Raw genomic sequence first — 16,188 nt, 5'->3', positions numbered from 1 at the left:
GTACCGGTCCCGGGGTGATCGCGACAAGGCGCAGGCAGCGTCTGTGCGCCCCGTGGTGAGCAGCAGTTGCTTTGCACATGCAGTTGCGGGACCGGTCAGGTGGCCGGAGCCGATCAGTGAACGGTGCTCCGGGCAGTGACCAGCGGCGTCAGCGTGCTGGGACCGATCAGTGGAAGGGGTCCCAGCCGTGACGTTCGCAGCAAGTGAAGTAGCAGTCGCAGTACTCAGTAAGTGGGCAACACCGGAAGGAAGGGAACGGGAACATCATTGGATCGCCCGCAGCGGCTGGGTAGTGCCGCGCGGGTACCGCAGTCCCATCGAGTTCGGAGGTGGTGCTCGGTCACGAATGAGCGATCCCCGCGAGGTTCGGCTTTCCGCCGGACGCGGGTGCAGGACGCCGGCGGTCACGCCGGTCGACAATGGTGAAACCGAACCCCTGAAGTACCCCGGGTGCCGTGCACGGCGCCCGGGGTCCTTTGTGACGTGGAGGTCGAATGATTCCTGACCAACCAGACTCGGCCACGCCCGGCGGGGCCGACAAGCTCGACGACGAGCACTACCCCGGCTACACGATGGGCCGCGCCGCCGAGATGCTCGGCACCACCCAAGGCTTCTTGCGCAGCCTCGACGAGGCCGGCCTGATCACCCCGCAACGCTCCGCCGGCGGACACCGCCGCTACTCCCGGCACCAGCTACGCCTGGCCGCGCGTGCCCGGGAACTGGTCGACCAGGGCATCCCCATCGAAGCCGCATGCCGCATCATCGCCCTCGAAGACCAGCTCCACGAGGCCCAGCGCCTCAACCAACCCCAGACCCTCGACTGACCCGCGGTTGGACAGCCCCCCTGGTAGCGCCCTTCCTTGAAGATGTGGGCGAGAGCGCGAACCCCCGTCCTCGCAATCGCGACGGAGGTGCAGGTTCCACGTCACCGGGGGGCTGCGAGGCCCCGTCGTGGGTCTATCCCGTGATCGGTGTTTCTGGCGGTTCGGTTAGTAGGTTTCGGCGGCCGGCCAGCGGTCACCGAAGGTGATGGCGAAGGCGTTGAGTACGGGTTTCCAGCGCATCGTCCATCGGGCGCGGCCTGTGCCGGTGGGGTCCAGGCTGCGGGTCACAAGGTACAGGCACTTCAGGGCGGCCTGCTCGGTTGGGAAGTGGCCGCGGGCTCGCACCGCCCGCCGGTAGCGGGCATTGAGCGATTCGATCGCGTTGGTCGAGCAGATCATTTTTCGGATCTCGACGTCGTAATCGAGGAACGGCACGAACTCGGTCCAGGCGTTGCGCCACAGTCGGACCAGCGCCGGATACTGCGCAGACCATTTGTCGTCCAGTTCCTGCAACGCCACTTCCGCCGCTGTCGCGTTGGGGGCCTCGTACATGGCTTTGAGGTCCCGTTTGAGCGCGTCGGTGTATTTCCGGGAGGTGAGCCGGAACGAATTGCGGATGAGGTGGATGATGCAGGTTTGCACGATCGCGGCCGGCCAGACTTGTTCCACCACCTCGGGCAAGCCTTTCAAACCGTCGCAGACGAGGAAGAACACGTCCTTCACGCCGCGGTTTTTCAGATCGACCAGGACGCTCATCCAGAACTTGGCGCCCTCGCCGCCGCTGCCCGCCCACAGGCCGAGCACGTCCTTACGGCCGTCCACGGTGACACCGATGGCGGCGTAGAAAGGCCGGTTGGCCACCTGGCTGTCGCGGACCTTGACCACGATCGCGTCGATGAACACCGCGGCGTAGACGACGTCGAGCGGACGGCTGGCCCAGTCCTGCATCTCCGCCACGACCTTGTCGGTGATGCGGGAGATCGTTTCCTTGCTCACCGAGGCGCCGTAGATCTCGGCGAAATGCGCCGAGATTTCACCGGTGGTCATCCCCTTCGCATACAGGGACAGCACGATCTCGTCCACATCGGTGAGCCGACGTTGCCGCTTCTTCACAATCTGCGGCTCGAACGTGGATTCCCGATCCCGCGGAACCTCGATCTCCACCTCGCCGGCCGCGTCCGAGAGCACCGTCTTCTTCCGGGTCCCGTTACGCACATTCGCCGAATCACGCCCCGGCTCGGCACGATGCTTCTCATGTCCGAGGTGCTCGGTCATCTCCTCATTCAGCGCGGTTTCCAACACGTTCTTGGTGAACAGCTTCAACAGCCCGTTCGGGCCGGTCAGCTCCAGCCCCCGCTGCCGGGCCTCGGCCACCATCGCCACCGCAGCGGCCTGCTCCGGTGACAACCGCTTCTCACTCTTACGTGGAGTCACAGCCCCAGATGTCATCACTCACAGTGCCCATCCCGCCGGACCTCAGCCCGGCGTGTCGGGCCAGAAACACCGATCTTGAAACAGTCCCCCCGTCGTCGACCTCGATCCAGATCTCGCGGGCGGCGGGTCGTGAGGTGCGGGCGGAGACGGCTTTCATCCGGTTGGTTTTCGACGGTGAGGGTCGCACTGTCTTGGTCCAGCCGGACTTGCAGATCGTGTCGTCGATGCAATCCTGGGTGACGTCGGAGTTGATGGCGCCCGGTGCGCAGGGCGGGTCGGGCAGCGGCTGGCCGTCACGGGAGCCGACGGTGCAGCTGCCCGACGCGGGCATTGCCGCGTTCGGATCACCGGCCGGGAGCCCACCCGCCGCCTCCGGCGCCGTCGTCTTGGCCGGTGGCGGCGGGCTGAGCCAGGGGCTTGCAGCCCGACACGACGGCCACAGCGGCGATTGCGACGGCCACGGGTGCCACCGTGCGGAAGCGGTAGCTGGTCACGTTCGGGACGAGCAGCTACCACCACTCATCTGGGGGCTTCGGGCTGGTGAGCCTGGGCCGCGGCGCTGAGCATGACAGACAAGGCGGTGCTGGTTCCGCCGGTCGAGCTGATGGCGCCTCGGCTTGACGGGGGCTGGAGGCGCCGGATAACGCGAGGCCGGACCATCAAGTCGGTGACGTGCGATCACAAGCCAGTGGCTCCCCCACCCGGAGCGGGTGGGGGAGCCACTGGAAAGAAGAACAGCAGGTGCTCAGACCAGGCGCACCAGGTCGGCCTGCGGGCCCTTGGCGCCCTGGCTGACCTCGTAGGACACCGCCTGGGCCTCCTCGAGGGAGCGGAAGCCGCCGCCTTCGATCGCCGAGTAGTGCACAAACACGTCCGGGCTGCCATCGGCGGGGGCAATGAAGCCGAAGCCCTTTTCCGAGTTGAACCACTTCACGGTTCCGTTGGTCATGTCTTCTCCTTCTGGGAGCTGGGATGACGGGCCACCGCACTCTGCGAAGACCCGGGCCGGGGGATCTCAGACGGCGGCTTACTCCAGCTACAACCGAAGAAAGAAGCTCGCCCGCATCAACATCCTGCGAGCGTGCACAAACACGAACCCAAGAATTACAACGACCACCAATGACCTTACACGCCTGGAGTGGGCACCATCCCGCAGGGTCACGCAAGAGATCTGGTGGACGACCGGCGGCTGGTGCCCGGCGGCGCCAATCTCCCTGCCAACGGCGCGGGGCGACACGGCGAGCAGGCACGGAAGGTCTGCGCAACTAGCGTGCGGTGAGCCCGCAGGCGAGGGTGACGGTGGTGCCGTGCTCGGTGCCGGTGATGCTGGCGTGGTCGGCGAGCGCATCGATGAGGGCCAGGCCGCGGCCCCCGTCGGGGCCAGGCCCGGCAGCCGGCGGTTGCCACTGGCCATGGTCGGTGACCGTGATCTGCAGGGCGCCATCGTCCTGGCGGGCGTGCAGCGCGACGATGCCGGTAGCGCCTTCGGGGTAGGCGTGCTCGATGGCGTTGGCCAGTGCCTCATGGACAGCGAGCTCGACATCGGCGGTGAGCTGCGGTGGCACCCCGTGGACGTCGGCCCAGCGGCGCACGGCGTGGCGCAGGCCGGGCACCTCAGCCGCCCGGGCCGGTCGGCGCGCACGCAGGTCCCGGGACCGGTCTTCTCCGACGTCCTGGGGCATGCACGCTATACCCCCGAAGGAGGCGAGGTATTCACCCACAAGGTCTTCGGCGAGGCGGGTCAGGGCCGATGGGCTCCGACCAGGCGGAGTGCGAATTCGCTGTACTGCCACACCACGGCGTCCTCCGGGTGCTCGCCGTCGGCGCGGTACCAGACCGCGACGCCCATGCCGAGGTCGAGGATCGCGTAGGAGGCCAGGCGCACCGAGTCGACCCGGAAGACCCCGGCGTCGACCCCGGCCTGCACGACCGCCCGGAAGCACGCCTCGTACTCGGCGCGCAGGTCGAGGACGCGGCTGCGGTGCGGTTCGGTCAGGCCGCGGATCTCCCGGGTGCCCACGAACGCTTCGAGCCGGTGCCGCGCGTGGTAGCGGACGTGGGCCTCGGTCGCCCGCCGCAGCCGCTCGACCGGGTCGGTCACGTTCGCCACGGCCGTCCGGTGCGCGGCGAGCAGGTTCTCCATCGTCGCGACCATGATCCGCGCAAGCAGGTCTTGTTTGGAGGCGACGTGCTTGTACAGGCTGGGGGCGCGCATGCCGACCGCCGCGCCGATGTCGCTCATCGTCGTGGCCTCGAAGCCCTTGCGGGTGAACAGCTCGAGTGCGGCGTCTCGGATGTCACCGAGCCGGTCCACGGGCACCTCCCTCCGCCGGGCTAACAAATCATAGCCGAGTGAGCCGACGCACCTTCCTGCCAACCGGGCAGGGCCTATAGTTTCGGCTAATGGTCATTAGCCGAGTGGAGGTGCCATGGCTGTCGACCTCGCACAGGGGCCGGACGTCGCCGAACTGGCGCGGCGCACCGCGGAGTTCGTGCGCGAGCACGTGATTCCGGTCGAGGAGGAGCACGACGGCGTCGTGCCCTCCGACGACGTGCGCGTGCGGCTGCAGCGTGCGGCGAAGGAGGCGGGGGTGTTCACCCCGCACGTGGGCGCCGAGTTCGGCGGGCACGGGCTGGACATGCGCGGGCGGGCCGCGGTGTTCGAGGAGGCCGGATACTCGCTGCTGGGCCCGCTCGCGTTGAACATCGCCGCGCCCGACGAGGGCAACATGCACATGCTGGAGGCCATCGCGACCTCCGAGCAGAAGGAGCGCTACCTGCGCCCCCTCGCGAGCGGGGAGGTCCGGTCCTGCTTCGCGATGACCGAGCCGGCGCCCGGCGCGGGGTCCGATCCGGCGGCGCTGACGACCCGGGCGGAGCGGGTGGACGGCGGCTGGCGCATCAACGGCCGCAAGTGGTTCATCACCGGGGCCGAGGGGGCCGGGTTCACGATCTGCATGGCCCGCACCTCCGGCGAGCCTGGCGACGCGGGCGGCGCGACGATGTTCCTGGTCGACGAGGACAACCCGGGACTGCGGGTGGCCAGGCACATCGAGACCCTGGACGAGAGCCTCTACGGCGGGCACATCGAGCTGGAGTTCGACGACTGCGTGGTGCCCGACGAGGCGGTGCTCGGCGAGGTCGACCAGGGCTTCCGCTACGCGCAGGTCCGGCTCGGCCCGGCGCGGATGACGCACTGCATGCGCTGGCTGGGCATCGCCCGGCGCGCCCAGGACATCGCGGTGGCACGCGCGGCGGAGCGGCGGCTGTTCGGCTCCCGCCTCGGCGACCTGGGCATGGTGCAGCAGATGATCGCCGACAACGAGATCGACATCGCGGCCTCGCGTGGGCTGCTGCTGCGTGCCTGCTGGGAGCTGGACCAGGGCGAGCACGCGTCGCAGTCCACCTCGATCGCCAAGACCTTCTGCGCCGAGGCGATCTGGCGCGTCGTCGACCGGTCCATCCAGATCTGCGGTTCCCTCGGCGTCTCCGGCGACCTGCTGCTCGGCCGGTTCCTGCGCGAGGTCCGGCCGTTCCGCATCTACGACGGGCCGTCGGAGACCCACCGCTGGGCCATCGCGCGCCGGGTGCTGCGCAGGCACGAGAGGATCCAGAGTGGACGGTCTTGACCTCCCCGCGCTCGACGAGTTCTTCGCCCGCAACGTGCCGGGCTTCGCCGGGAGCCTGTCCGCCGAGATGCTGCAGGGCGGCCGGTCGAACCTGACCTACCTGCTCACCGACGGGCGCACGCGCTGGGTGCTGCGCCGTCCGCCGCTGGGCGGGCTCACGCCCTCGGCGCACGACATGGGCCGCGAGTACCGGGTGGTGGCCGCGCTGCGGGACTCCGGCGTGCCGGTGGCGCGCGCCGTCGCACTCGCCGATGCCGACGTGCTCGGAGTGCCGTTCTCGGTGGTGGAGCACGTCGACGGCGTCGGTCTCGCGCCAGCTCGCGCCGGCACCGCCGGCCGCCTCGGGCACGGCGAGCGCGGCGCACCCGATCTCGCCGGCGAGCAGGGTCCACAGCTCACGGTCCGTGGTCTCGGCGGATTCGGTCCTCGCCAGCACCGCGTCCCACGGACTGCGTTTCTCCAGCAGAGCACGCACGCTCGCCCGCAGGTCCTCCTCGATCTCGGAGTACAGCAGGTTACCGGTACGCGGTGTCGCATCGGTCATCGCGGCAGGTCCTTCCACGCGGTGTCCTTGTCCACTCTCGGTTCGGCAGGCAGTCCGAGCACACGTTCGGCGATGATGTTGCGCATGATCTCCGAGGTGCCACCCTCGATCGAGTTGCCCTTCGCCCGGAGGAACCGCCACCCGGCGGGACTCTCGGCAGGTGAGACGAGCACCGGCCGCCGCGTCGTGTAATCGGTGTAGCGCGATCCCTCCGCGCCGAGCAGATCCAGCTCCAGCGACGAGATCTGCTGGTTGAGACGGGCGTAGGTGAGCTTCGCGCCGGACCCCTCCGGGCCCGGCATTCCCGCAGCCTGTTGCTGCCGCAACCGTTCGGCGGTCAGACGGGCCACCTCGGCCTCCACCCAGAACCGGGTCACCTGGTCGAACGCACCCGGCGTGCGCACGTCCGGGCGCTCCCGCCAGACGCGCAGCAGTTCACCGATCGCGCCGCTCTCCCGCGGGATGGTGCCCGCCCCGATCGTGACCCGCTGTTCATCAACGTGTTCTGGGTGACCGCCCAGCCCTGGCCGACCTCGCCCAGCCGTTGCTCGTCCGGGATCCGGACGCCGTCGAGGTAGACCTCGTTGAACTCGCTCTCCCCCGTGATCCGCCGCAAGGGCCGCACATCGACGCCCGGCGCGTGCATGTCGCACACGAAAAACGTCAGTCCACGGTGCTTCGGCTGACCGGGATCAGTGCGGGCGACCAGGATCGCCCAGGCTGCTTCGTGGGCCAGCGAGGTCCACACCTTCTGCCCGTTCACCACCCAGTCGTCCCCGTCCCGCTTGGCGCTGGTGGCGACGTTCGCCAGGTCCGATCCGGCGCCGGGCTCGCTGAAGAGCTGACGCCAGATCTCCTCGCCCGTCCACAACGGGCGCAGCCACCGTCGCTGCTGTTCGGGTGTCCCGAACCGCAGGATCGTCGGAGCGGCCATGCCGAGACCGATGATGTTGAGGTGTGGCCGGTTGCCAGGCGCACCGGCCTCCGCGAAGATCGTGTCCACGTCCTGCTGGAGAGCCGGATCGGCGCCGAGACCGCCGAGGCCTTCCGGGTAGTGCACCCATGCCAGGCCGGCGTCGAACCGGGCGCGGAGGAACTCCAGCCGGTCCGTGATCGCCGGATCGTGGCCGGACAGGAACTCGCGTACCCGGGACGCGACACCGTTCGCGTCCAGGCCGGGGGTCGTCGCGGTTGTGGTTCTCACCGGTCGCCCTTCTCGTGTGAGGTGCCGTACCCGCGGTGCGTCGGGCACCGCGTCCGGTATGACGCTACGGAAACGGCGTCCGCCCCGGATGTCGCAATGCGCGACAACGTGGCGGACGCCGGAAACGAACCGATCAAGCCGGGTTGGCGAACCGCTTGCGCAGGAACTCGCCGATCCGTTCGGTGGACGCCTGCGCCTCGGGCAGGAAGTTGAAGATCGGCCAGATGTGCACCAGGCCTTCGCCGATCTCCAGCTCCGCTTCCCCGCCGGCCGCGCGGACCTTGTCCACCAACCGCACCGAATCGTCGTGCAGACCCTCGTCGGTGCCGACGAGCACCCGGAGCGGGGGGAGCCCGCTCAGGTCGGCGTACAGCGGTGAGGCGAGCGGGTTCTTGGGGTCCACCCCGCCCCGGTACGCGCCGCCCATGGCTTCGACCAGTGTCTTGGCCGGCAACGGGTCGAGGTGGGCCCGGTCGGTGAGCGAGGCTCCCTCGCCCGCCAGGTCCACCAGCGGCGAGCACACGACCGCCGCATTCGGCAGCGGGCCGCCATCGTCGCGCAGCTTGACCAGGGCCGAGACCACGAGTCCGCCACCGGCCGAGTCGCCCACGAGAGCCACCCGCCGCACGCCCTCCTGCTCGCGCGCCCACCGGTAAGCGGCGACGACGTCATCCACCGGCGCCGGGAACGGGTTCTCCGGCGCCAGGCGGTAGTCGACGACCAGCACGCGGGCGTCGGCCGACGCGGAGATCCGGTACCCGAACTCCCGGTAGCCCTTGGCGTTGCCCATGCACCAGCCACCGCCGTGCACCAGGACGACCACCTGGTCGCGGGCCGTGCCCGGCGCGCTCACCCAGATGGCGGCCGCGCCGCCGGCGTCGACCTCCTCGACCTCGGCATCCCCTGGCAGTTCGAAGTTGGCCAAAACCTCGTCGTAGAGCCTGCGGTAGTCGTCCATTGTGGCCTCTGGCTCCGAGACCAGGTGCGCCAGCAACGTGCGGGCGCGACCCACCTCGGAACTCGCCATGAAATCTCTCCTGTTCGATCGTCGTTGATCGGTCACATCTTTTTCGAGCGCCGGCTTGACCTCGCGGGTGACCAGCTCGCAACCCTCCGCGGCGGTCTCGCCGCACAGCCCGCCGTACTGGAACACCGAAATGACCTCGTACTCACCGACGACGGCCTTGCGCTCCTCGTGCTTGGCGATCTGCTCGTCGGGAGTGCCCCAGATCCGCGCGTTGACGTCGGCGCCGCAGACGGTAGCCCTTGGTGTGCTCGAAGTGCCGCCCGCCGAACTCGTAGTGCTCCAGGCAGGCCAGGTAGTAGCTCACGCAGGCCTGGTAGGCGACGCGCAGGGCCTCGGCGGAGTCGCGGTGGCAGTAGGTCAGGTCGATCATCAGCGGCGGCGGGGCCTCACCACCGTGGGTGTCGCGGTAGGTCTTGCGGTACTCCTCGATCATCGGCATGTGCATGGTCTCCAGCGGCCCCTGGATGAACGCCATCATGGGCAGCCCCAGCTTGCCGGCGACCACCGCCGAGTCGGGGCTCATCGCGACCATGGTCGTGCGGCCCTTGAAGCTCCCCAATGGACGCGGGTGGATCGGCACCTTGGCCTGCGGGTAGTACTTGCCGTCGTTTTCGACGAAGCCGTCCTCGAGACCGCATGACCATCTCGGCAGCCTCGTCGAACCGCTCGCGCGACTCGCCCATCTCGAGGCCGAAGCCCTCGTACTCACGCCGGGCGAGACCGCGTCCCATGCCGAAGAGCGCGCGTCCGTCGGACAGGTTGTCCAGCAGCGCGATCTTCTCCACGACGCGAAGCGGATCGTTCCACGGCAGGATCACCGCGGTGGTGTGCAGTTTCGCGTTCTTGGTGCGGCCGGCGAGGTAGGAGAGGAACTGGGTGTTGTCCGGGCACATCGAGCAACCGGGGTCGAAGTGGTGCTCGACGCACCCGATGCTGTAGTAGCCGTCCTGGTCGGCACGCACGGACAGCTCGATCTGGTCCTTGAAGACGTCGTAGTCCGACCGCGCGTTGTTGTAGTTCTGGATCAGGTTGGTCATATGAACCTTCAGGTGTCCTCCTCGTCACGTTTCCGACGACGCTCGCCGGCTTCTCCGGTAGAAATACGACCGTGGTCCGCCACGGCGGGTGCGGTCGCGGTGGGAGCTCCACCGGCGACCCGGCCGTGTGATCGTTGTGACACGGCAGCGGTGCACAGGAACAGAGTCGCAGTGCGACGGGTGCGCAGTTGTCGCAAACCGCTACAGTCCCGGTGGGACGAACTTTTATCTTCAGAGCGCAGCGAAACCGGCCCGAGACGTTCGTCTCGGGCCGGTTTCGTGGAGCTGCGGTGAGTCAGGCCTTTTCGAAGTGGGCGATGTCGAGGATCTGGCCGGTGCGCTCCTCGGCCCACACGGCTCGCACGCGCGTCCCCGGAGGCAGCTGCTCTCGCACACCACTCGAGTCGGACAGATCGAGCCCCTGGACGTAGTGCATCAGCAGTGTGCTCGCGCCCTCCAGCCGGATACCGGCGATGGCGTACGGCGGCGTCGGGCCGCCGCGGAAGCTCTGCCAGGCAACCGGGAACGCCTCCACCACCCCTTCCGGGGGCAGTTCCAGCCAATCTCCGGTGCGCACGAAAAACGACTCGCAGTAGGCCTGCGGGGGCACGAACACCCGGGAGCAATCCGGGCAGCGGTTGGCCAGGATCTTGCGTTCGGTCAGCCCGGTCATGAACCGGCCCCAGGTGGCGCCGAGGTGGACGTCGTAGTTGGGGTCCCAGTGGACCCGCTGGGTGGTGATGGTCATGCGCGTTCCTGCCTCTCCAGGATGGCCAGGTTCTCGAACTGGAAGAACGTTCCGCCGGTGCCGTGTGCGAGCCCCCTCCGGGCCCCGGGTACCTGCATCGCCTCCGGGGCGTCGCCCATCAACTGCAAGGCGACGTAGACGTACGGGGCGAGTTCGCCGGCAACGCCGGCGTTGGTGCACAGCGGCCCGCCAGACAGGTTGACCGGAAGGTCGCCGTCGATCCGCGTCGCACCGGAGCGGATCAGATCGATCCCGCCGCCGGGCGGCGCGAACCCGAGCGCCTCCAGTTGCATCGGCTGCATCGGCGCGTACGGGGAGAACACCTCGACGACGTCGATCTCCTCCCGCGGGTTGCGCACATCGGCCAGCTGGTAGACCTTCTGCGCGAGGATCGCGAGGTTCTCCATCGCGGCGAAGTCGTTCTTGCCGCCACCGAGGTAGGGGTCGCTGCTGGTCGCCATCGCCCGGATGAGCACGGGCACCGGCCGCAGGCCCGCGGCCCCCGACTCCGACGTGACGAGCAGCGCGTTGGCCGAGGTCGAGACCGGGCACACCATCGCCATCGTCATCGGACTCGACAGCGGCTTCGCCGAGACCACGTCCTCGACGGTCAGGGTGTTGCGCAGGTGGGCGTAGGGGTTGCGTGAGGCGTGCTCGTGGTCCTGCACGGCGCTAACCGCGAAATCCTCGACGGTGGCGCCGAACCGCTCGGCGTAGGCGCTCGGGTAGAACGCCCCCATGTGGTAGGCACCCATCCCCAGCGGCTGCTCGACAACCATGGGCGAGTTCGTGTTGATCGCCGACTGCAGGTCCTCGGCGCCGAAGAACGTCGGTCCGCCGACGCAGAGCACCCGTTGCCGGTCTCCCGAGCGCACCTGCCGGGCGGCGATCTGCATGAGGTTGCCGCCCGTTGTGCCGCCGGTGTTGACGATCGACACCGGCAGTTCGGTTCCGAGCCCCAGCCGCCGGACGACGTGCTTGGCCCCGAGGACGGTGCCCTCGAACCCGTCGATGTTGCCGATCACGATGCCGTCGAGCGAGGACGGGGCGGCGCCCGAGTGTTCTAGCGCGGCCCAGACGGCTTCCTGGACCAGCTCGAGGGATGACGATCGCTGTTTGCGCGGCGAAGTCGCCGGGGTGATCCCGGCGCCCGCGATCAGGGCCCGTGTGGCCATCAGACTCCCTCCACGACGAGAACGGTCGCAGTGTCCGCGACGGTGCCGGTGAGCAGGTCGGTCGAGTGCGAGACCGCCTGCCCGCCGCGCTCTTCCACCCAGGACACCGCTTCGAGCAACCGCAGCGCCCCGTTGGCCACGCCGGGGAACGAGCTCAGGGCCCCGCCCGAGGGCGCCACCTCGACGTCGCCCTTGGCCGGCCCGAGGGCGTCCAGGGTGGGGGCCAGCAACGCCGGCGTCGCGGCGGTCAGCTCCACCGCACCCACCTGTTCGCCCGGCTCGGTCACCCCGGCGCGCTGGTAGGCCTCCTGCGCCGCCCGCCGGGCGGCGACCGCGGGATCGTGCAACCACTGCCCGCTCGCCGTGGTGTCGCGGGTGGACTGGCCCCAGCCGGTCAGCACAGCGCGTGGGCGTAGCGCCCGGCGCGCCCGCGCGAGCGAGCCGAGGACCACGGCGACCGCCCCGGTGGACTCCGCAGGCAGCATCAGTTCGCGCAACACGCCGTTCACCGGCGCGGATGCGAGGACCTCGCTGGCGGTCACCGCGGATCGGCGAGCCGCATGAGCACGTGCCGAACCGCGGGTGATGGCGGCGGCGGCGATCTCGGCGAGCTGCTCCTCGGTCAGCTCCCCCGAATCCACCACACGGCCGGCGTGCAGGCCCAGCACCGTTTCCGCCGACAGCCCCACCGGACGGTCGAAGTGCGGCTCGAACCCGTGGTTGGAGATCTGCTGCAGGAACGCGCGCCGGTCCGGCGCCGACACCTCCGGGTTGTGCACCCCGACGGCCAGCGCCAGATCGGCGTCACCCGCCGCGATCGTCTGCGCCGCCGCGATGATCGCCTGCCCCGCGTCGCCCTCGATGCGGTAGGACTGGGCGAGGTACCCACCCGAGGCGGCGTTGGTCAGCCCGCTGGAGATGCTGTGCCCGTCGTAGATGTCCAGTGACGCGGTGACCGACAAACCGAGTTCGTGCTTGCGGATCCCGGCTTCCCGCAACGCCTGGAAGACGGCGTCGAAGACGAGCTCGTCGAGGCCGGCGTCAGATTCGGGCACCAGGGGGGTTGCGGCCAGCCCCAGGACCGGGATCGGGTCCTGGGCGGCTGCGGAGGGGTTCAGCCGTGTCACATCGCCACCCCTCCATCGACCGGCAGGACGACGCCTGTCACGTAGGAAGCCTGCTCCGAAGCCAGGAACGCCACGGCCGGAGCCATCTCGGCCGGTTCGGCGAACCGGCCGAGCGGCACCGACGCCGTCATCTCGGCGAGGCGCTCGGGCGGGATCGCCGCGACCATCGACGTGGACGCGTTCGGCGAGATCGCGTTGACGGTGATGCCGAAGCGCGCGACCTCCTTGGCGACCGTCTTGGTGAAGGCGATGATCCCGCCCTTGGCGGCCGCGTAGTTGGCCTGCCCGACGTTGCCGTGCATGCCGGTGTAGGAGGTCACGTTGATGATCCGGCCGGCACCGGCGGCACGCATGTGCGGGATCACCGCCCGAGTGACCGCGAAGGTGCCGCCCAGGTGCACGTCGAGCACCGCCTGCCACTGCTCGGCGGACAGCTTCCAGACGCGGCGTCCCGCGTGATGCCCGCGTTGTTCACGGCGACATCGACCCCGCCCGCCCAGTCCACGATCCCGGCGACGGCGTCGACGACCGCGTCGGCATCGGCGACGTCCACGGCGGCCTGCCGCACGTTGTCCACGCCGTCCCAGGCCGCCTTCAGCTGCGCCGAATCGCGGTCGAGGACCGAGACCTTCGCACCGGCGGTGGCGAAGTAACGAGCGATCTCGAAGCCGATCCCCTGGGCGCCGCCGGTCACCAGGACGCTGGCCCCGGTGAAGTCCGCGTTGATCTTCCCCGTACCCATCAGAGCCTCTCGATGATCGTCGCGTTGGCCATCCCGCCGCCCTCGCACATCGTCTGCAACCCGTAGCGGCCACCGGTCGCCTCGAGGTGGTTGACCAGCGTGGCCAGCAGGCGGACACCCGAGGCGCCGAGCGCGTGCCCGAGTGCGATGGCCCCGCCGCGCGGGTTGAGCTTCTCCGGATCCGCCTGCAGCTCGTGCTGCCAGGCCAGCGGCACCGGCGCAAAAGCTTCGTTGACCTCGTAGGCATCGATGTCCTCGATCGACATCCCCGCCCGCGCCAGCACCTTGTGCGTGGCGGGGATGACCCCGGTGAGCATGAACAGCGGGTCGCTTCCCGCCACGGCGAATTCGTGGAACCGCGCACGCGGCCGCAGCCCGAGCTGGTCGGCGCGCTCCTCGCTCATGATCAGCACGGCCGAGGCCGCGTCGGTCAGCGGGGAGGAGTTGCCCGGCGTGATGCGCCATTCGATCTCCGGGAACCGCCGCCCCAGCTCCTCGTCGACGAAGGACGGCTTCAGCCCGGCCAGGCTCTCCACCGTGGTCGACGCCCGCAGGGTCTGGTCGGTGTCGTGCACACCGCCGTCAACCTCGATCGGCACGATCTCCTGGGCGAACCCGCCCTCAGCGGTGACCTGCGCCGCGCGCTGGTGGGACCGCGCCGAGTAGGCGTCGAGCGTCTCCCGGTCGAACTTCCACTTCGCCGAGATCAGCTCGGCCGAGACGCCCTGCCCGATCAGGCCCTCGGGGTAGCGGGCGGCGAGCGGCGCGGTCGGGTGCTGGTCCACCGAGCTGTACCCCATCGGCACCCGGCTCATCGACTCGACACCGCACGCCAGGACGATGTCGTACGCCCCGGCCATCACGCCCTGCGCCGCGAAGTGCACGGCCTGCTGGCTCGATCCACACTGCCGGTCCACGGTCGTGCCGGGGACCGACTCCGGAATCCCCGCCGCGAGGACGGCGTTTCGCGCGATGTTCAGCGCCTGGTCCCCCGCCTGGGACACGCAGCCCGCGATCACGTCGTCGATGCTCGCCGGGTCCACGTCCGTGCGCGCGAGCAACGCGCGCAGGGTGTCGGCGAGGAGGCTGACGGGGTGCGCTCGACAACGCGCCCCCGGGCTTGCCTTTGCCCGACGCCGTACGCACGACGTCGACGATCACTGCTGACCTCATATGGCGACTGCTCCCGTTCGTCAGGGTCGGTGAGGGGCTCTCCCGTGGCCCTGACCGTAGGAGAAGACGAAGCCCGTGAGTTGTCGCAAGGTGCTACAAGACCGAGTGCACTGTCCCGAAATGCGACATTCCCCCGGTCCGTCCCCGATGCATGGTCTACCCACCCCACCGAGACCACGGGACCGAAAGGGCGGACATGTCCACAGCAGCGACCAGCACCGGAGTCGAGAGACGGCAAGTACGCAAGGTAGCCGCGGCGGCACTCACCGCCAGCACTCTCGAGTGGTACGACTTCTACATCTACGGCACCGCCGCCGCACTGGTCTTCGGGCCGCACTTCTTCTCCGGCATCGGGGCCGCGGCCGGCACCCTTGCCGCCATGGCGACCTTCGGAGTCGGGTTCATCTTCCGGCCCGTCGGCGGTCTGCTCTTCGGCCACTTCGGAGACCGGCTCGGACGGAAGCGCCTCCTGGTGATCGCCATGATGCTGATGGGATCTCGACGTTCCTGATCGGGCTCCTGCCGGGCTACGCGACGATAGGGATCGCCTCACCGCTGTTGCTGGTGCTCCTGCGGGTGCTGCAGGGCGTCGCGGTCGGTGGCCAGTACGGCGGTGCCATCCTGCTGGTGACCGAGAGCGCGCCCGCCCACCGCCGGGGTTTCTACGGCAGCTTCGCCCACATCGGTCCCTCGCTCGCGGTGATCGTGTCCAATGTGGTGTTCCTCGTGGTCGCCAACCTGGTCTCGCCGGCCGCGTTCGCCTCGTGGGGCTGGCGGATCCCGTTCCTGTTGAGCGCCGTGGTCATCGCCGCGGGCCTGATCATCCAGCTGCGAGTCACCGAGACCGCCGATTTCCAGCGCCTCCAGGAGGAACAGACGGCGAAAACGAGTGCGCCGGAGAAGCGACGCTCGCCGCTCCTCGTCGCGCTGCGCACGCACCCCAAGGAAATCCTGCAGGCCGGCGGGATGATCCTGCTCATCCAGGTCTACTACTACATCCTGATCGTCTTTTCGATCTCGTACACGACCGGCCGGGGTATGAGCAAGTCGGAGATCCTCATCCTCGTCCTGCTCTCCAGCGCGGTGACCGTCGTCAGCATTCCCCTGTTCGCCGCACTGTCTGACCGGATCGGCCGGAAAAAGGTCATCATCGCCGCGACGGTCCTGAGCATCGCCTCCGTGATCCCGTTCGTGACACTGCTGGAGACGCTGCAGACCGTGCCGACCCTGATCGGGCTCCTGATCCCCGGTCTGGCGCTGGGCGCCATGTACGGTCCGATGGCGGCGTTCTACAGCGAGATGTTCAGCACCGGTGTCCGCTACTCCGGCGCCTGGACGGGCTACCAGCTCGGCGCCGTCGTCGGTGGCGGGTTCGCCCCGCTGATCGCCTCCGCGCTGCTCGAAGGCACCGGCTCACTGTGGGCGGTCGGCGGGTACATCATCGCGGCCGGAGTGCTCAGCCTCGTCGCCGTGGCGACCACGAAGGACCGCTACCGCCCCGCCCGCTGAACGCTTGGACGCTCC

Annotated in this window: 13 protein-coding genes and 6 pseudogenes; 5 read left to right on the top strand and 14 right to left on the bottom strand. The window is 69.2% G+C overall.

Features of this window, described 5'->3' with window-relative positions; genetic code table 11:
- The first annotated feature begins 494 nt into the window (after positions 1–494).
- A complete protein-coding gene (locus L1857_RS19190; protein WP_094005528.1) occupies positions 495–824 on the top strand; it encodes a helix-turn-helix domain-containing protein in 330 nt (109 codons plus the stop codon).
- 165 nt (positions 825–989) lie between these two features.
- On the opposite strand, the gene L1857_RS19185 is transcribed toward L1857_RS19190, so the two are convergent.
- From L1857_RS19185 to L1857_RS19170, 4 genes are all read right to left on the bottom strand, one after another.
- Complete coding sequence (locus tag L1857_RS19185) at positions 990–2,201, bottom strand: IS256 family transposase (RefSeq protein WP_429728364.1); 1,212 nt, start codon at positions 2,199–2,201, stop codon at positions 990–992.
- An 802-nt stretch (positions 2,202–3,003) separates the two neighbouring features.
- Positions 3,004–3,207: a cold-shock protein gene (locus tag L1857_RS19180; protein ID WP_094005526.1), complete on the bottom strand. Its 204-nt coding sequence runs from the start codon at positions 3,205–3,207 to the stop codon at positions 3,004–3,006.
- Positions 3,208–3,523: 316 nt separating this feature from the next.
- Complete coding sequence (locus L1857_RS19175) at positions 3,524–3,940, bottom strand: ATP-binding protein (RefSeq protein WP_162831139.1); 417 nt, start codon at positions 3,938–3,940, stop codon at positions 3,524–3,526.
- Positions 3,941–3,999: 59 nt separating this feature from the next.
- Positions 4,000–4,572 (bottom strand): TetR/AcrR family transcriptional regulator, encoded by a 573-nt coding sequence (locus L1857_RS19170; protein ID WP_233157268.1) that lies wholly within the window; start codon positions 4,570–4,572, stop codon positions 4,000–4,002.
- Between the two features lie 115 nt (positions 4,573–4,687).
- Between L1857_RS19170 and L1857_RS19165 the strand changes: the two genes are divergently transcribed.
- Together L1857_RS19165 and L1857_RS35595 are read left to right on the top strand one after the other, a co-directional pair.
- Positions 4,688–5,887, top strand: coding sequence for an acyl-CoA dehydrogenase family protein (locus tag L1857_RS19165; RefSeq protein WP_116111705.1), 1,200 nt, complete (start codon positions 4,688–4,690; stop codon positions 5,885–5,887).
- 67 nt (positions 5,888–5,954) lie between these two features.
- Positions 5,955–6,143 (top strand): annotated as a pseudogene (locus L1857_RS35595) (phosphotransferase); the annotation flags it as partial.
- Between the two features lie 63 nt (positions 6,144–6,206).
- Here L1857_RS35595 and L1857_RS19155 read toward each other — a convergent pair.
- From L1857_RS19155 to L1857_RS19110, 10 genes and pseudogenes are all read right to left on the bottom strand, one after another.
- Positions 6,207–6,431: pseudogene (locus L1857_RS19155) on the bottom strand (acyl-CoA dehydrogenase family protein); the annotation flags it as partial.
- Positions 6,428–7,635: pseudogene (locus L1857_RS19150) on the bottom strand (acyl-CoA dehydrogenase family protein). The pseudogenes L1857_RS19155 and L1857_RS19150, both read right to left, overlap by 4 nt.
- Before the next feature lie 133 nt (positions 7,636–7,768).
- Positions 7,769–8,662, bottom strand: a complete 894-nt coding sequence (locus L1857_RS19145) for an alpha/beta hydrolase (protein ID WP_116111704.1) — start codon at positions 8,660–8,662, stop codon at positions 7,769–7,771.
- A gap of 142 nt (positions 8,663–8,804) precedes the next feature.
- On the bottom strand, positions 8,805–9,242 hold the full coding sequence (locus L1857_RS19140; protein ID WP_162831138.1) for an LLM class flavin-dependent oxidoreductase: 438 nt from the start codon (positions 9,240–9,242) through the stop codon (positions 8,805–8,807).
- A 64-nt stretch (positions 9,243–9,306) separates the two neighbouring features.
- Positions 9,307–9,699, bottom strand: a pseudogene (locus L1857_RS35590) (LLM class flavin-dependent oxidoreductase); the annotation flags it as partial.
- A 295-nt stretch (positions 9,700–9,994) separates the two neighbouring features.
- Positions 9,995–10,447 carry a Zn-ribbon domain-containing OB-fold protein gene (locus L1857_RS19130; protein ID WP_116111702.1) on the bottom strand — a complete coding sequence of 151 codons (453 nt, stop codon included), beginning with the start codon at positions 10,445–10,447 and terminating at the stop codon, positions 9,995–9,997.
- Complete coding sequence (locus L1857_RS19125; RefSeq protein ID WP_116111701.1) at positions 10,444–11,622, bottom strand: thiolase family protein; 1,179 nt, start codon at positions 11,620–11,622, stop codon at positions 10,444–10,446. The genes L1857_RS19130 and L1857_RS19125 overlap by 4 nt, the downstream gene beginning before the upstream one ends.
- Positions 11,622–12,677, bottom strand: a complete 1,056-nt coding sequence (locus L1857_RS19120; protein WP_240323287.1) for a beta-ketoacyl-[acyl-carrier-protein] synthase family protein — start codon at positions 12,675–12,677, stop codon at positions 11,622–11,624. Before L1857_RS19120 ends, L1857_RS19125 begins: the two co-directional genes overlap by 1 nt.
- 68 nt (positions 12,678–12,745) lie before the next feature.
- Positions 12,746–13,491: pseudogene (locus tag L1857_RS19115) on the bottom strand (SDR family oxidoreductase).
- A pseudogene (locus L1857_RS19110) lies at positions 13,491–14,664 on the bottom strand (thiolase family protein). The pseudogenes L1857_RS19115 and L1857_RS19110 overlap by 1 nt, the downstream one beginning before the upstream one ends.
- A gap of 196 nt (positions 14,665–14,860) precedes the next feature.
- On the opposite strand from L1857_RS19110, the gene L1857_RS19105 reads away from it, so the two are divergent.
- Both L1857_RS19105 and L1857_RS19100 read left to right on the top strand, forming a co-directional pair.
- Positions 14,861–15,175 carry an MFS transporter gene (locus L1857_RS19105; protein WP_233157266.1) on the top strand — a complete coding sequence of 105 codons (315 nt, stop codon included), beginning with the start codon at positions 14,861–14,863 and terminating at the stop codon, positions 15,173–15,175.
- A gap of 47 nt (positions 15,176–15,222) precedes the next feature.
- A complete protein-coding gene (locus L1857_RS19100) occupies positions 15,223–16,173 on the top strand; it encodes an MFS transporter (protein ID WP_233157265.1) in 951 nt (316 codons plus the stop codon).
- Positions 16,174–16,188 lie beyond the last annotated feature (15 nt).

Source organism: Amycolatopsis thermalba (assembly GCF_023376025.1).
GTDB classification, from domain to species: Bacteria; Actinomycetota; Actinomycetes; order Mycobacteriales; family Pseudonocardiaceae; genus Amycolatopsis_E; species Amycolatopsis_E thermalba.
The sequence above is the reverse complement of the archived record's forward strand: the minus strand, read 5'-3'. Positions and strand labels throughout refer to the sequence as shown.

Bases quoted from the DNA above. Each gene is read 5' to 3' on its own strand.
- L1857_RS19130 (WP_116111702.1), bottom strand. From the start codon at position 10,447: ATGACCATCACCACCCAGCGGGTCCACTGGGACCCCAACTACGACGTC.
- L1857_RS19145 (WP_116111704.1), bottom strand. From the start codon at position 8,662: ATGGCGAGTTCCGAGGTGGGTCGCGCCCGCACGTTGCTGGCGCACCTG.
- L1857_RS19125 (WP_116111701.1), bottom strand. From the start codon at position 11,622: ATGGCCACACGGGCCCTGATCGCGGGCGCCGGGATCACCCCGGCGACT.
- L1857_RS19185 (WP_429728364.1), bottom strand. From the start codon at position 2,201: ATGGTGGCCGAGGCCCGGCAGCGGGGGCTGGAGCTGACCGGCCCGAAC.
- L1857_RS19190 (WP_094005528.1), top strand. From the start codon at position 495: ATGATTCCTGACCAACCAGACTCGGCCACGCCCGGCGGGGCCGACAAG.
- L1857_RS19175 (WP_162831139.1), bottom strand. From the start codon at position 3,940: ATGCCCCAGGACGTCGGAGAAGACCGGTCCCGGGACCTGCGTGCGCGC.
- L1857_RS19105 (WP_233157266.1), top strand. From the start codon at position 14,861: ATGTCCACAGCAGCGACCAGCACCGGAGTCGAGAGACGGCAAGTACGC.
- L1857_RS19165 (WP_116111705.1), top strand. From the start codon at position 4,688: ATGGCTGTCGACCTCGCACAGGGGCCGGACGTCGCCGAACTGGCGCGG.
- L1857_RS19180 (WP_094005526.1), bottom strand. From the start codon at position 3,207: ATGACCAACGGAACCGTGAAGTGGTTCAACTCGGAAAAGGGCTTCGGC.